This window comes from Streptomyces coryli (assembly GCF_011044975.1).
GTDB classification, from domain to species: Bacteria; Actinomycetota; Actinomycetes; order Streptomycetales; family Streptomycetaceae; genus Streptomyces; species Streptomyces coryli.
The window spans coordinates 1-13,199 of sequence record NZ_JAAKZV010000230.1 but is presented as its reverse complement, the minus strand read 5'-3'; the positions used below and the strand labels follow the sequence as shown (position 1 = coordinate 13,199).

The 13,199-nt window shown below is 69.9% G+C and carries 13 protein-coding genes and 1 pseudogene; 9 read left to right on the top strand and 5 right to left on the bottom strand.

Going from position 1 to position 13,199, the window contains the following annotated elements; genetic code table 11:
• Window positions 1-1,493 (bottom strand): YibE/F family protein (locus G5C51_RS33435; RefSeq protein ID WP_420824887.1); only part of this gene is annotated, 1,493 nt, incomplete at its 3' end.
• Between the two features lie 160 nt (window positions 1,494-1,653).
• Here G5C51_RS33435 and thiC point away from each other — a divergent pair.
• The 5 genes and pseudogenes from thiC (at window position 1,654) to G5C51_RS33410 (ending at window position 5,783) form a co-directional block, all read left to right on the top strand.
• The gene (gene thiC, locus G5C51_RS33430; RefSeq protein ID WP_165243048.1) at window positions 1,654-3,441 is read left to right on the top strand and encodes a phosphomethylpyrimidine synthase ThiC; all 1,788 of its coding nucleotides are present in this window, start codon (window positions 1,654-1,656) and stop codon (window positions 3,439-3,441) included.
• Window positions 3,442-3,520: 79 nt separating this feature from the next.
• Window positions 3,521-4,024 (top strand): hypothetical protein, encoded by a 504-nt coding sequence (locus tag G5C51_RS33425; RefSeq protein ID WP_165243046.1) that lies wholly within the window; start codon window positions 3,521-3,523, stop codon window positions 4,022-4,024.
• A pseudogene (locus G5C51_RS33420) lies at window positions 4,008-4,193 on the top strand (hypothetical protein); the annotation flags it as partial. The gene G5C51_RS33425 and the pseudogene G5C51_RS33420, both read left to right, overlap by 17 nt.
• 370 nt (window positions 4,194-4,563) lie before the next feature.
• A complete protein-coding gene (locus G5C51_RS33415; RefSeq protein ID WP_165243044.1) occupies window positions 4,564-5,034 on the top strand; it encodes a hypothetical protein in 471 nt (156 codons plus the stop codon).
• Between the two features lie 134 nt (window positions 5,035-5,168).
• Window positions 5,169-5,783 (top strand): SH3 domain-containing protein, encoded by a 615-nt coding sequence (locus tag G5C51_RS33410; RefSeq protein WP_165243042.1) that lies wholly within the window; start codon window positions 5,169-5,171, stop codon window positions 5,781-5,783.
• A gap of 56 nt (window positions 5,784-5,839) precedes the next feature.
• Here G5C51_RS33410 and G5C51_RS33405 read toward each other — a convergent pair whose 3' ends face one another.
• The gene (locus G5C51_RS33405; protein WP_165243040.1) at window positions 5,840-6,136 is read right to left on the bottom strand and encodes a hypothetical protein; all 297 of its coding nucleotides are present in this window, start codon (window positions 6,134-6,136) and stop codon (window positions 5,840-5,842) included.
• Between the two features lie 190 nt (window positions 6,137-6,326).
• Here G5C51_RS33405 and G5C51_RS33400 point away from each other — a divergent pair, with 190 nt between their 5' ends.
• Complete coding sequence (locus G5C51_RS33400; RefSeq protein ID WP_240930100.1) at window positions 6,327-8,270, top strand: right-handed parallel beta-helix repeat-containing protein; 1,944 nt, start codon at window positions 6,327-6,329, stop codon at window positions 8,268-8,270.
• 93 nt (window positions 8,271-8,363) lie between these two features.
• On the opposite strand, the gene G5C51_RS33395 is transcribed toward G5C51_RS33400, so the two are convergent.
• The 3 genes from G5C51_RS33395 to G5C51_RS33385 all read right to left on the bottom strand — a co-directional run bounded on the left by G5C51_RS33395 (window position 8,364) and on the right by G5C51_RS33385 (window position 10,953).
• A complete protein-coding gene (locus tag G5C51_RS33395) occupies window positions 8,364-9,173 on the bottom strand; it encodes an alpha/beta fold hydrolase (RefSeq protein WP_165243038.1) in 810 nt (269 codons plus the stop codon).
• 112 nt (window positions 9,174-9,285) lie between these two features.
• Window positions 9,286-9,705: a GlcG/HbpS family heme-binding protein gene (locus G5C51_RS33390; protein WP_165243036.1), complete on the bottom strand. Its 420-nt coding sequence runs from the start codon at window positions 9,703-9,705 to the stop codon at window positions 9,286-9,288.
• A gap of 30 nt (window positions 9,706-9,735) precedes the next feature.
• Window positions 9,736-10,953, bottom strand: a complete 1,218-nt coding sequence (locus tag G5C51_RS33385) for an MFS transporter (protein WP_165243034.1) — start codon at window positions 10,951-10,953, stop codon at window positions 9,736-9,738.
• 125 nt (window positions 10,954-11,078) lie between these two features.
• Here G5C51_RS33385 and G5C51_RS33380 point away from each other — a divergent pair, with 125 nt between their 5' ends.
• From G5C51_RS33380 to G5C51_RS33370, 3 genes are all read left to right on the top strand, one after another.
• On the top strand, window positions 11,079-11,543 hold the full coding sequence (locus G5C51_RS33380; protein WP_165243032.1) for a MarR family winged helix-turn-helix transcriptional regulator: 465 nt from the start codon (window positions 11,079-11,081) through the stop codon (window positions 11,541-11,543).
• A gap of 134 nt (window positions 11,544-11,677) precedes the next feature.
• Window positions 11,678-12,130 carry a GNAT family N-acetyltransferase gene (locus G5C51_RS33375; RefSeq protein WP_165243030.1) on the top strand — a complete coding sequence of 151 codons (453 nt, stop codon included), beginning with the start codon at window positions 11,678-11,680 and terminating at the stop codon, window positions 12,128-12,130.
• Window positions 12,131-12,171: 41 nt separating this feature from the next.
• Window positions 12,172-13,199 (top strand): winged helix DNA-binding domain-containing protein (locus G5C51_RS33370; RefSeq protein ID WP_165243028.1); only part of this gene is annotated, 1,028 nt, incomplete at its 3' end.

Below are 13,199 nucleotides of genomic sequence, written 5' to 3'. Positions count from 1 at the left end.
GGGCCATTCGCCCCCGGGCCGCCGCCCCTCCCCGTATCGCCTGTCCCCTGGCCGCCGCCGAAGCCCTGGCCGCCGCCGAAGCCCTGGCCGCCGCCGAAGCCCTGGCCGCCGTCCGGCGCAGGTCCGCGTCCGGGCCCCGGGCCGCGTCCGCGGCCCGGCCCGCGCCCGCGCCCGGGCTCACCGCCCGGGCCCGCCGCGCCCGGGGCCAACTCCCCCTCCCGGTCCGTCGACACCACCAGCGCCGCCAGCGCTGTCGTCAGCGGCACCGACAGCACCAGGCCGATCGAGCCGACCAGCGTCCGTACGATCTCCTGCGCCACGAACTCGCTCGTGGCCACCGTGCCCGTGCCCACGTTGGCGACGGAGAAGAGGAGCAGCAGCGGCAGCGCGGCGCCGGCGTAGGCGAGCACCAGGGTGTTCACCACGGACGCGATGTGATCGCGGCCGATGCGCATCGCCGCTCCGTACAACTCCCGCCAGTGCGCCAGCGGATTCGCCTGCTTCAGCTCCCAGATCGCCGACGTCTGCGTCACCGTCACGTCGTCGAGCACACCCAGCGACCCGATCAGCACCCCGGCCAGCAGCAGGCCGCTCATCTCGATGCCCGGGAACAGGTCGTGGATGGTGCCGGTCGTCTCCTCCGTATTGCCGGTCAGCTTCGACCAGCCGATGAAGAACGAGCCCAGCAGCCCAATCACCACCAGCGATACGAGCGTGCCGAGCGCCGCCACCGACGTTCTCGCGTTGAAGCCATGGCACATGAACAAGGCGATCAGCATGATCGCACTGCCCCCGACCACCGCGACCAGCAGCGGATTCGACCCGCGCAGGATCGCCGGCAGGATGAACTCGATCAGGATCAGAAAGCTGATCCCCAGCGCCACCAGCGCGAACAACCCCCGCAGCCGCCCGACCAGCACCACCGCCAGCGCGAAGAGCCCGGCCAGCACCCCCATCGGCACGCCCCGCACCACATCCACGACGCCGAACTGGACCTCCTTCGGCGCCTTCGGCTCGTACGACACCACCAGTTCCTGGCCGACGCTGAGCCGCCGCGAGGCGTCGGGCGTGACGATCTGCTCGAAGGTGCGGCCCTTGAGCTTCCCCCCGGAAATCACCTCGATAGTGGCGCGCTCGCACGTGTCGTCCTTCTTCGGCTGCGGCTCCGCGGGGGTCTCCCCGCCGCCACCGCCCTCGCCACCGCTCGGCGCCCCGGGGTCGACCGGGTTCTGCATCCCGGCCCCGACCTCGGAGCACTTCACTTCCTCGATCTTCGTCACGCGCCCCGTCTCGCGCTGCTGATCGAAGCCGACGCCGCTGCGCTCGCCCCCGGGCGGGCCCCCCGGCCACAGCGCGATCATGCCCGCCACCACGGCGATCGCGAACGGGATCAGCACCGCCGCGATCACCCGCCGCAGGTGATGCGAGGCCGGCCGGGCGGGCCCGTGATCATGGCTGTGGGAGTGGCTGTGCGAGTGGGTCACGGGGCGCATCATTCCAGGGCCCCCTTTCGGGGCCACGCACCCACCGGCTAGCGTGAGGGTCAACCTTTGCAATCGCGGGAGCTCGGAGCACCGGGCTGAGAGGGCGCTAACGCTCGCGTCGACCGCCGAACCTGTTACCGGGTAATGCCGGCGTAGGGAGTAGGTCTACATGACCGTTCAGGATGCACGCACGCCTGCCGACAGCCAGGTCTCGGGCGACATCAAGCCGGGCTGGCACAAGGGCTACATCACCGGATCGCGGCCGGATCTCGAGGTCCCGGTCCGGCGGGTGCACCTCACCAACGGCAAGGCCGTGACGCTGTACGACACCTCGGGTCCGTACACCGACCCGGACGTCACCACCGACGTCCGCCGCGGCCTCGCCCCCCTCCGCGAGAACTGGATCATCACTCGCGACGACACCGAGCAGTACGCGGGACGCGAACTGCGCCCCGAGGACGACGGCATCAAGCACACGTCGCCGCGCGGCGGCAACCTGCGCAACCTCGACGCGGTCTTCCCGGGCCGCCCGAGGCAGCCGCGCCGCGGCCGCGACGGCGCGGCGGTGACCCAGCTCGCGTACGCGCGCCGGGGCGAGATCACCGCGGAGATGGAGTACGTCGCCATCCGCGAGAACGTCGCGCCCGAGTTCGTACGCGACGAGATCGCCGCCGGCCGGGCCGTCCTCCCGGCCAACGTCAACCACCCCGAGATCGAGCCGATGATCATCGGCAAGAACTTCCTGGTGAAGGTCAACGCCAACATCGGCAACTCCGCGGTCACCTCCTCCATCGAGGAGGAGGTCGAGAAGATGACCTGGGCGACCCGCTGGGGCGCCGACACGGTCATGGACCTCTCGACCGGCCGCAACATCCACACCACCCGCGAGTGGGTGCTGCGCAACTCCCCCGTCCCGATCGGCACGGTGCCGCTGTACCAGGCCCTGGAAAAGGTCGACGGCCGCGCCGAGGACCTCTCCTGGGAGATCTACAAGGACACCGTCATCGAGCAGGCCGAGCAGGGCGTCGACTACATGACGGTGCACGCGGGCGTGCTCCTCCGCTACGTCCCGCTGACCGCCCGCCGCAAGACCGGCATCGTCTCCCGCGGCGGCTCGATCATGGCGGCGTGGTGCCTCGCGCACCACCGGGAGTCGTTCCTCTACGAGCACTTCGAGGAGCTCTGCGACATCCTCGCCACGTACGACGTCACCTTCTCCCTCGGCGACGGCCTCCGCCCCGGCTCGATCGCGGACGCCAACGACGAGGCGCAGTTCGCGGAGCTGCGCACGCTCGGCGAGCTCAACAGGATCGCCAAGTCGCGCGGCGTCCAGACGATGATCGAAGGCCCGGGCCACGTCCCGATGCACAAGATCAAGGAGAACGTGGACCTGCAGCAGGAGATCTGCGAGGAGGCCCCGTTCTACACCCTCGGCCCGCTCGCGACGGACATCGCCCCCGCGTACGACCACATCACCTCGGGCATCGGCGCGGCGATGATCGCCTGGTGGGGCACGGCGATGCTCTGCTACGTCACGCCGAAGGAGCACCTCGGCCTGCCGGACCGCGACGACGTCAAGACGGGCGTGATCACGTACAAGATCGCCGCCCACGCCGCGGACCTCGCCAAGGGCCACCCGGGCGCCCAGGACTGGGACGACGCCCTCTCCGACGCCCGCTTCGAGTTCCGCTGGGAAGACCAGTTCAACCTGGCCCTCGACCCGGACACCGCCCGCGAATACCACGACGAAACCCTGCCCGCAGAGCCGGCCAAGACCGCCCACTTCTGCTCCATGTGCGGCCCGAAATTCTGCTCGATGAAGATTAGTCGAAGCATCACAGAGCAGTTCGGCGGTGACGCGGACGCCACCCCGGAGGAGATCGAGGCCGGGATGCTGGAGAAGTCGAAGGAGTTCGCGGCGAGCGGGAACCGGGTCTACCTCCCGCTGGCTGACTGACGATGACTGCCTGAACGTGCTGCTCCGGGGCCGGGCTCCCGGAGCAGCACGAGGGTGAGCGCTGCGCCATCATGAGCGAATGGCGCACACGCATGCCGAGCTGATTGACCTGCTCCATCGCCTCGATCACCCGGAGATGTTGGAATACCCGCCCGGCTACGACCCGGTGCGGACCCGGGCCCGCTTTGACCGCTTGGTCGCCCGGCTCGATGCCGATTTCGCGACGCGTTGCCATGCCGACCGGAATGTGCAGGACGCCAGCTTGCACGCGCGGGTGGACGTGCCGGCGGGGGCGACTGGACGCGGCGTGGCCATCGTCGTCTCGGTGAGCAACTTCGGATCGATGGCGGTGATCGCCGCTGAGAACCCAGGCGTCTACCTCGACACGGCCGACGCGGTGGCAGAGGGCGCTCTGAACATAGAAGACCTGGCAACCGCGGAACGCGCACTCACGGAGTTGGACTACGTGGTGCTACCGGAGAGCTTGCTCACCCGCCCGTACGACGGCGTGAGCGTGCTGACGTCGTACTACGGGGAAGGGCGCCCTTGCGACTGGTGGATTCGCTACTTCGACTATCTGTAGCTTGATCCGGTCCTCCGGGCCGTATGTCTGCTCGATGAAGAACTCCCACGACATCCGCCGCGACCACGGCGCCGCCCTGGACGAGGCGGAGATCGAACGCGGCATGGAGGAAAAGTCAAAGGAGTTCGCGGCAGCGGGCAACCGCGTGTATCTGCCGATGGCGGAGTGACTGAGCACGGGTGAGTGTGCTCGGGTAGCACCTCGCCGTCCGGCCGAAGCGCCCTCTTCGCTGCGCGAGCGGAGGGGGCGCTTCTGCTGGATGGGGATCGGTGACGATGAGAGGGAACGGGCGGATGCGTAGGTGTGTCGCGGGGGTTGTGGTCGGCGGGAGTCTGCTCGCTGCGGTGGCTGGGTGTGGGGGTGGTGAGGGGGCTGACGCGCCGGCGAAGGACAAAGGGCCGGGGTGTGTTGGTGAGGACTCCGGCGATGGGCTGCATGTGTTGCACGGTGGTGGGTTTTTGTTGCCGGGTGGGGGTGGGGTCACGTATGCCGAGGCGAAGGCGGATGGCAAGACTCGTACCGCCGTGCTGGAGAAGGGTGTGGATGAGACGAAGAGCGGGGCGCGGCGGAGTGTGGGGCTGAAGGAGCGCGTGGCGTACGGCGGGCACGCGTATCAGGTGACCCAGATCTGCTCCTACCGTGTCGTGCTGCGGCCTGAGTCCGCTGCGGAGCGGGCCAAGGCGGCTGCCGAGCCGGTGGGTAAGCAGCGATGCTTCACCACGAATCCGGAAGCGCGTGAAGCTGCGCGGAGCCGCGCGGCCAAGTATCGCGATGACTGGACGCTGGTCGACAAGAGCGTCGTGCATCGACTGCCCATCGAACAGGGAGTGGTGCTGCGTTCCATCGACTCCGACGCGGAGACCGCGTTCATCACTGTGCAGTGCGGCGGCGTCTCTGTGGCCGAGTGGGAGCATGCCGCCGTCGGCGACACGCTTGAGATCGGTGGTGTGGAGTACGACGTCGCCGAGGTGGGTGATGGGTCTGTGCGGCTTGAGCCCAAGGGGGTCTGAGGGTTACGGGCCCCGGGCCGGGCTCACGTCTACTCGGGTGAGAAAAGCCGTGTCAGTGGATAAATAAGTGAATGTGTAACTTATCGCTCCTAGCGTGACGCGCACCGTAATCGCGCACTACCACGGAGCCATGCATGAGCCTGAAGAACGCCTGTCTGACGGGCGCCACCGCCGCCACCGCCATCGCCGCCGTCCTCGCCGGGGTGGCGCCCGCCGCCAACGCAGCGGGTGGAGGTGACGAGGTGACCGTCACCCCCAAGCACGCCCCCGCGGGGTCCGACGTGCGCTTCCAGGCGCAGTGCCCGGAGCGGACCGTGACCCACCGGGTCGTCGTGCCGCAGGTGGTCGACATGCCGATGCCGGGTTCGGGACGGGCCGTCGACAAGACGCTGACCATCCTCGCGGACGCGCCCACGGGCAAGCACAAGGTCGAGGTCCTCTGTTACCGGAGCGGCAGCGTGCTCGCCACGCTGACCGGCTCGCTCACCGTCGACGCCCCGACCCCGCCGCCCGGCGCGGCGAAGGGCAAGGTCGTCGCCCGCAGCCTCCACGTGCGTTCCGGCGTCGACACCAAGGCCAAGATCGTCGGCCGGGTCCGCGGCGGTCAGATCCTGCAGCTCGAGTGCAAGACCCCGGGCCAGAACGTCCGCGGCAACCGCCTCTGGTACAAGATCGCCAACGTCGACTCCCAGTGGGTCTCCGCCCGCTACGTCAAGAACCTCAACCGCGTCCCGGTCTGCCCCGTGTAAGACCTGACCGGACCGACCGAAGCGCCCTCTCCGCCGTACGAGCGGAGGGGGCGCGGTCATGTGTGCAGGTCCTCGCTCCCGCGCGCGCCGGGCGGCAGGGGCCCCCGGCTCCAGCCCTCCTCGATCTCGCGGCGGCGGGCGGCCGCGCGGGCGGCTTCGCGGGATGACTTCCGGTGCTCCATCCACATCACCGCGGCCCACACCGCGGCGAGTTGGACCGTCCACCTGAGCCAGTGGAAGGCCCAGTCCCAGCCCCACAGGCGGTCGCCGGACAGCCACGTCATCACCGTGCCGGCCACGGCTCCCAGCACGATGGCCCGGCCCGTCAGCGCCCAGATCCACCAGCGTCGCATTCCACCCCCACCCCATGTGCCTCTCTGAGCTGCGGCGTTACCCGTGGGGCTGGAGCCGACTTGTGAGAGGCGTTGACAAGAGGATAGGTGAGCGCAACCCTGTGGTGCCTTGACCGCAAGAAATTGACTAAGTCTCGCAGAAAATTGACGGTCAAGTGCACTTCCTCGCCCCCACACAGCAGAGGACGATATGAGCCGCAAGCAACCACAACGCAATCAGCACGCGGGCCCGCCCCGCCGCCGGTCCAGGCGCCGCCCCATAGCCATGGCGCTCGGTCTCGGGCTGGCGGCCGCCGCGCTCGTGCCCGTTGCCGCGGGAGCCGTCGGCGATGACGGTGGCGATCCGGACAGTAAGAGCAGTAAGAGCAGTACGAGCAAGGCCGCCGGGACGCGCGGCGCCGGCCTCCCCTACACCGAGTACGAGGCCGAGGACGGCACGTACAAGGGCAAGCTCCTGGAGGCCGAGCCCACCCGGCCGCACGGGAAGACCAACTTCGCCACCGAGTCGTCGGGCCGCAAGTCGGTGCAGCTCGACGCCACCGGCGACAACGTGGAGTTCACCTCCAAGGCCCCCACCAACTCCATCGTCGTACGCAACTCCATCCCGGACGCCGCCGGCGGCGGCGGGCAGGAGAAGACGCTCAGCCTGTACGCCGACGGCGAGTTCGTGCAGAAGCTGAAGCTGTCCAGCAAGCACAGCTGGCTGTACGGCAGCACCGATGAGCCGGAGGGGCTGACCAACAACCCGGGTGGCGATGCGCGGAGGCTCTTCGACGAGTCGCACGCGCTGCTGGAGAAGTCGTATCCGGAGGGTACGAAGTTCAAGCTGCAGCGCGACGAGGGCGACGACGCCGCGTACTACATCGTCGACCTCGTCGACCTGGAGCAGGTGGCCGCGCCCGCCGAGAAGCCGGCCGAGTGCACGTCGATCACCGAGTACGGGGCGAAGCCCGACGACGGTGAGGACGACACCAAGGCGCTGCAGGCCGCCGTGACCGACGACCAGAACGGCAAGATCGAGTGCGTCTGGGTGCCGGCCGGGCAGTGGCGGCAGGAGCAGAAGATCCTCACCGATGACCCCGAGGACCGGGGCACGCACAATCAGGTGGGGATACGGGACGTCACGCTCAAGGGTGCGGGCATGTGGCACTCGCAGTTCTATACGACGACCCCGCCGCACGAGGCCGGTGGCATCAACCATCCGCACGAGGGCAACTTCGGCTTCGACATCGACGACAACACCCAGATCTCGGACATCGCGATCTTCGGCTCCGGCACCATCCGGGGCGGCGACGGCGGCGCCGAGGGCGGCGTCGGGATCAACGGTCGGCTCGGCAAGGGCACCAAGATCAGCAATGTCTGGATCGAGCACGCCAATGTGGGCGCCTGGGTCGGGCGCGACTACAGCAACATCCCCGAGCTGTGGAACCCGGGCGACGAGGTGCAGTTCAGCGGCATGCGGATCCGTAACACATACGCGGACGGCGTGAACTTCACCAACGGCACCCACAACTCCACGGTGACGGAGTCGTCGTTCCGCAACACCGGCGACGACGCCCTCGCCGTCTGGTCCAGCAAGTACGTCAAGGACCCGGCGACGGACACCGGCGACAACAACACCTTCAGCAACAACACCATCCAGCTGCCGTGGCGCGCGAACGGCGTGGCGGTCTACGGCGGCTCCAACAACAAGATCCAGAACAACTCGATCTCGGACACGATGAATTACCCCGGGATCATGCTCGCCACGGATCACGACCCGACGCCGTTCGGCGGGACGACCACGATCAGCGGCAATGAGCTGCATCGTGCGGGCGGGGCGTTCTGGAACGCGGACCAGGAGTTCGGGGCGATCACGCTCTTCGCCGCGAGCTCGGACATCCCCGGGGTCACGATCAGCGACACGGTGATCAGTGACTCGACGTACGACGGCATTCAGTTCAAGGGCGGCGGCGGCAATATGCCGGGCGTGAAGATCTCGGACGTGAAGATCTCCAAGTCCAACAACGGGTCCGGGATCCTCGCGATGGCGAGTGCCCGCGGCGACGCCACGCTGTCGAATGTCGAGATCAGCGGCTCGGGCGAGGAGGACATCACGATCGAGCCGGGCTCGCAGTTCAAGATCAACCAGTAACTCCCCCTTGAGGGCCGGGGGCCTCTCCCACCACGCCCCGGCCGCCCTGCCGCCCGCCCCGTCCACGCGACGGCGGCGGGCGGCAGTGTTGCGTCACCGGTCCGTGCCGGCCTGCCTCGCCGGCTCCTCCTGGAAGAGGAAGTCCCGGGTGATCCGGACGAGTTCGTCCGGCCGCTCCAGCTGGACCGCGTGGCCGCTGTCCAGCTCCGCGTACGTGCTCGCCGGGATCGCGGCCCGCAGCTCGCGGGCGTGCCGCGGCGGGACCAGCTGATCCTGGGTCAGGCCGACGACCAGCGTCGGGGCGGCGATGGCGGGAGTCTCGGCCCGGAGGTCGATACGGAGGCCGAGCTCGATGCGGCGGTCGGTGGCCGGGGGGAAGCTGCGGTCGGCGAGTCCGTTCAGGCGGTCGTGGCCGAGGCCGGAGAGGAACTCAGGGCTGAAGGCCAGCGAGAGGCCGTAGCGCAGAGCCAGGGCCGGATCGGTGCCGAACAGGCGGTGCCAGGTACTGAAGACCAGTTGGTGGCGGGGGTCGTCGCTGGACTGCCAGCCGGCCACCAGGACGAGCCGGCGGACCAGGCCTGGATGGCGGGCGGCCGTGGCGGCAGCGACGACCGCGCCGAGCGAAGTGCCGAGAAGGTCGACAGGCTCGTCGGCGGCATCCTTGATGACCGCCGCGGCCTGGTCGACGAGGGTGTCGAGGGAGAGTGGCCCGTCGGGGACGGTGGAGGCGCCGGCGCCCGCGTAATCAGGGGTGATGACCGTACGGCGGTCGGCCCAGCGGTCGGCGATGTGGCCGAAGGCGGAGGCGCCGTCGCTGAACGAGCCGTGGAGCAGGACGAGGCCGCGGCCGTCACCCGCTGAGCGGTAGGCGACGTCGGTGCCGGAAGCGGTGAGTGCGTGCATGGCCGGATTCCCTCCGTTGTACGGAAGCGGTGTGTGTCGGTCGCACCATCTGCACCATGTACAACTCCCGTACCCCGGAGGGGTATTCCGGCCCGCAGTGCCGGGCGGCACGTCAGAGCACCGTCAGCGCCGTCTCCGCGAAGCCGTGGTCCTGTTCCGGGGCGCCGCCGCCGATGCCGATCGCGCCGATGAGGTGGCCGTCGCGGTGGACCGGGATGCCGCCGGCGATGAAGAGGAGCGGGCGGTCGAGGGCGGTGGGGAGGGAGTGGAAGGGGCCGTCGGGCTTGACCAGGTCGACCAGGTCGGCGGTCGGGGAGTTCAGTTGCAGGGCCGTGTACGCCTTGCGGGTGCTGGTCTCGCCCGCGATCAGCACGGCGCGGTCGTCGCGGCGGAAGGCGAGGAGGTGGCCGCCCGCGTCGAGGACGGTGACGGCGACCGGGACGCCGGCGTCGGCGGCGGCCGCGTGGGCGGCGGCCACCAGGGCGTCGGCGTCGGTGGTGGAGAGGGGGCGTACCGCGGTGGTGGTGCTCATGAGGGGTGCTGCTCCAGGGAGTTGTGCGGATTACTTGCTTGCGAGGGAGTCGGTGTTCGTACGGGCCTCGGCCCCCGTCACCACGCGGCCGCCGCCGCGGGCCGCCGTCCGGCGTTCCAGGGCCGCGGACCAGAAGGCCAGCAGCAGGGCGGAGCCCGCCAGCAGCGCGCCGACCCAGTTCGGCGCCGTGTAGCCGAGGCCGCCCGCGATGACCAGGCCGCCGAGCCAGGCGGCGATGGCGTTGCCGAGGTTGAAGGCGCCGATGTTCAGCGCGGAGGCGAGCGTCGGGGCGCCCGCGGTCTGGTCGAGGACGCGCTTCTGCAGCGGCGGTACGGTCGCGAAGCCGAAGCCGCCGATCAGGAAGACGGCGATGGCCGACAGCAGCTTGTCGTGCGCGGCGAAGGTGAAGAGCGCGAGGGTCGCGCCGAGCGCGGTCAGCGTCACGTACAGCAGCGGCATCAGCGCACGGTCGGCGTACCGGCCGCCGATCAGGTTGCCCGCCACCATGCCGAGGCCGAAGAGGGCCAGCAGCCAGGTGACCGAGCCGTCGGCGTAGCCGGCGACGTCCGTCATCATCGGCGCGATGTAGGTGATGGCCGCGAAGACGCCGCCGAAGCCGAGGACGGTCATCGCCATGGCGAGCAGCGCCTGCGGGTTACGGAGCGCGGTGACCTCGTTCCGTACGCTCACGCCTTCGGGCCGCGGCATCGACGGGATCAGCTTGGCGAGGCCGAACAGCGCGACGACGCCGATCGCGGCGACGATCGCGAAGGTGGTGCGCCAGCCGATGTTGTGGCCGAGGAGGGTGCCGCCGGGGACGCCGACCACGTTGGCGACGGTCAGTCCGGTGAACATCAGTGAGATCGCGGCCGCCTTCTTCTGCGGCGCGACCAGGTTCGCGGCGACGACCGAGCCGATGCCGAAGAAGGCTCCGTGGGCGAGGGAGGCCACGATGCGCCCTGCGAGCATGACGCCGAAGGCGGGGGCGATCGCGGAGAGCAGGTTCCCGGCGATGAAGAGGCCCATGAGGATCATGAGCATCTTCTTCCGGGCGACCCGCGCGCCGAGGATGGTGAGGATGGGCGCCCCGACGACCACGCCGAGCGCGTAGCCGGTGGTCAGGTAGCCGGCGGTGGGGATCGATACGTCGAAGTCGGCGGCCACGTCCGGGAGCAGGCCCATGACGACGAACTCGGTGGTACCGATACCGAAGGCGCCGATGGCGAGCGCCAGGAGTGCAATAGGCATGCGTTCACAATAATTGCAGACGCGGGATATTTGCAAACGCGGGATATTGCAGGGGTGGGGTATCCTGGCTTTAGCTTTACGGGGCGGGACAGAGCCGTCACGCCGCCCGTCACAAGGAGGTCCCCATGGGTGCGTCTGAGGAACAGCTGGTCGGTCTGGCACAGGGCTGGTCCGCGCTCGGAGCACTGCACTCCCGCATCGAGACGAAGATCGAGAAGGTGCTGCAGCGCGACCACGGGCTGTCGGCCCGCGAGTACTCGGTGCTCGACGTGCTCAACCAGCAGGACGACTTCCACCTGCGCATGAACCAGCTCGCCGACATGGTCGTCCTCAGCCAGAGCGCGACGACGCGGCTGGTCACGCGGCTCGAGGAGCGGGGGCTGCTGTCGCGGTATCTGTGCGCGACGGACCGCCGCGGCATCTACACCGAGGTGACCCCGGCCGGGCGCGAGCTCCTGGAGCAGGCGCGGCCCGGGTATCAGGCGGGGCTGCGGGAGGCGCTCGACGAGGCGGCACGGAAGCGGCCCGAGCTGGCGCCGCTGGTGTCGGCGGTGGAGCAGCTGGAGGTCCCGGCCCGGGCCGGGGTGTAGCGGCGGGCGGCGCGTGGGCTCCGGAACGTGGGCTCCGGCCTGCACGTAGGCCGTGAGCTCCGGCCTGCACGTAGGCCGTGGGCTCGGGCCGGCACGTAGGCCGTGGGCTCCGGCCTGCACGTAGGCTCGGCCGCATGTCCGACCTTGTGATCCGTCCTGCCACCCGCGACGACATCGCCGATATCGTCGCCATGCTCGCTCACGATCCCATCGCCGCGCAGCGCGAGTCGCCGGATGATCTGGGCGTGTACGACGCCGCCTTCGACCGGCTCGCCGCCGACCCGAATCAGCACCTCGTCGTCGCCGTCCGCGACGGCCGTACGGTCGGCACCCTGCAGCTGACGGTGATCCCGGGCCTGTCCCGTAAAGGCGCCGTCCGGTCCATCGTCGAGGCGGTGCGCATCCATCACTCCGAGCGCGGCAGCGGGCTCGGCAGCGAGCTGATGGAGTGGGCGGTCGAGGAGTCGCGGCGGCTCGGGTGCGTGCTGGTGCAGCTGACGTCCGATGCGCGGCGCGAGGACGCGCATCGGTTCTACGAGCGGCTCGGGTTCGAGGCGTCGCATGTGGGGTTCAAGAAGCAGCTCTGAAGGCCGCCGCGGGCGAGCGGTGCGGCGGCATACTCGTGGCCATGCGTATCTCCGACGAGCAGCGGCGGGCCCGGATCGGCATACGGCACGCGCTGGCGCCCAAGTCCCGTACGGCCGGCGCCGAGGAGGCCGCGGAGGCGGTCGTGGCGCTGCATGCCACCGATCCGGCGACGGTTTTCCTGTCCGCGTGCGCGCGGATGCGCGAGCCGTCGGTGGCTGCTGTGGAGCGGGCGCTCTACGACGATGTGCGGCTGGTGAAGCTGCTGTCTATGCGGCGCACGATCTTCGCGGTGAGCACGGAGCTCGCCCCGTATGTGGACGCCGCCGCGGCCCGCGCCATCGCGGTCAAGGAGCGCAAGACGCTGCTGAAGCACCTCCGCGACTGGAATGACCTGGACGAGGCGTGGCTCGCCGAGGCCGAGAAGGCCGCGTACGCCGTGCTGGAGGAGAAGGGCGAGGCGACGGGGGCGGAGATCTCGGCGGCAGCGCCCATTCTCCGTACGAAGATCACCGTCTTTCCCGGCAGCAAGCAGGAGACCGAACAGGGCGTCGCCACGCGGGTGTTGCGCGTGCTCGCCGTCGACGGGCACATCCGGCGGGGGCGGCCGCGGGGGTCGTGGACGTCGAGTCAGTTCCGGTGGACGGCCGGGGTGGAGTATCCGCCGATGGCGGTGGAGGTGGCGCAGGCTGAGGTGGCGCGGCGATGGCTGGGGGCGTACGGGCCGGGGACCGAGGCGGACTTCAAGTGGTGGTCGGGGTGGACACTGACCGCGGCGCGCAAGGCCTTCAAGGCTGTGGGGGCGGAGGCGGTGAAGCTGGAGTTGGGCCGGACTGGGTACGTGCTTCCCGGTGACGCGGACGCGGTGGCCGCGCCCGAGCCGTGGGCGGCGCTGCTGCCCGGGCTCGATCCGACGGCGATGGGGTGGCAGGACCGGGACTTCTTCCTGGCGGCCGAGCACCGGCCGGCGCTCTTCGACCGGGCGGGGAATGTCGGGCCGACGGTGTGGTGGAACGGTGAGGTGGTCGGGGGGGGGGCGCAGCGGGCGTCGGACGGGGAGGGCTGTCTCTT

Bases quoted from the DNA above. Each gene is read 5' to 3' on its own strand.
- G5C51_RS33390 (WP_165243036.1), bottom strand. From the start codon at position 9,705: ATGAGCACCACCACCGCGGTACGCCCCCTCTCCACCACCGACGCCGAC.
- G5C51_RS33375 (WP_165243030.1), top strand. From the start codon at position 11,678: ATGTCCGACCTTGTGATCCGTCCTGCCACCCGCGACGACATCGCCGAT.
- G5C51_RS33380 (WP_165243032.1), top strand. From the start codon at position 11,079: ATGGGTGCGTCTGAGGAACAGCTGGTCGGTCTGGCACAGGGCTGGTCC.
- G5C51_RS33385 (WP_165243034.1), bottom strand. From the start codon at position 10,953: ATGCCTATTGCACTCCTGGCGCTCGCCATCGGCGCCTTCGGTATCGGT.
- G5C51_RS33400 (WP_240930100.1), top strand. From the start codon at position 6,327: ATGAGCCGCAAGCAACCACAACGCAATCAGCACGCGGGCCCGCCCCGC.
- G5C51_RS33410 (WP_165243042.1), top strand. From the start codon at position 5,169: ATGAGCCTGAAGAACGCCTGTCTGACGGGCGCCACCGCCGCCACCGCC.
- thiC (WP_165243048.1), top strand. From the start codon at position 1,654: ATGACCGTTCAGGATGCACGCACGCCTGCCGACAGCCAGGTCTCGGGC.
- G5C51_RS33395 (WP_165243038.1), bottom strand. From the start codon at position 9,173: ATGCACGCACTCACCGCTTCCGGCACCGACGTCGCCTACCGCTCAGCG.
- G5C51_RS33405 (WP_165243040.1), bottom strand. From the start codon at position 6,136: ATGCGACGCTGGTGGATCTGGGCGCTGACGGGCCGGGCCATCGTGCTG.
- G5C51_RS33425 (WP_165243046.1), top strand. From the start codon at position 3,521: ATGGCGCACACGCATGCCGAGCTGATTGACCTGCTCCATCGCCTCGAT.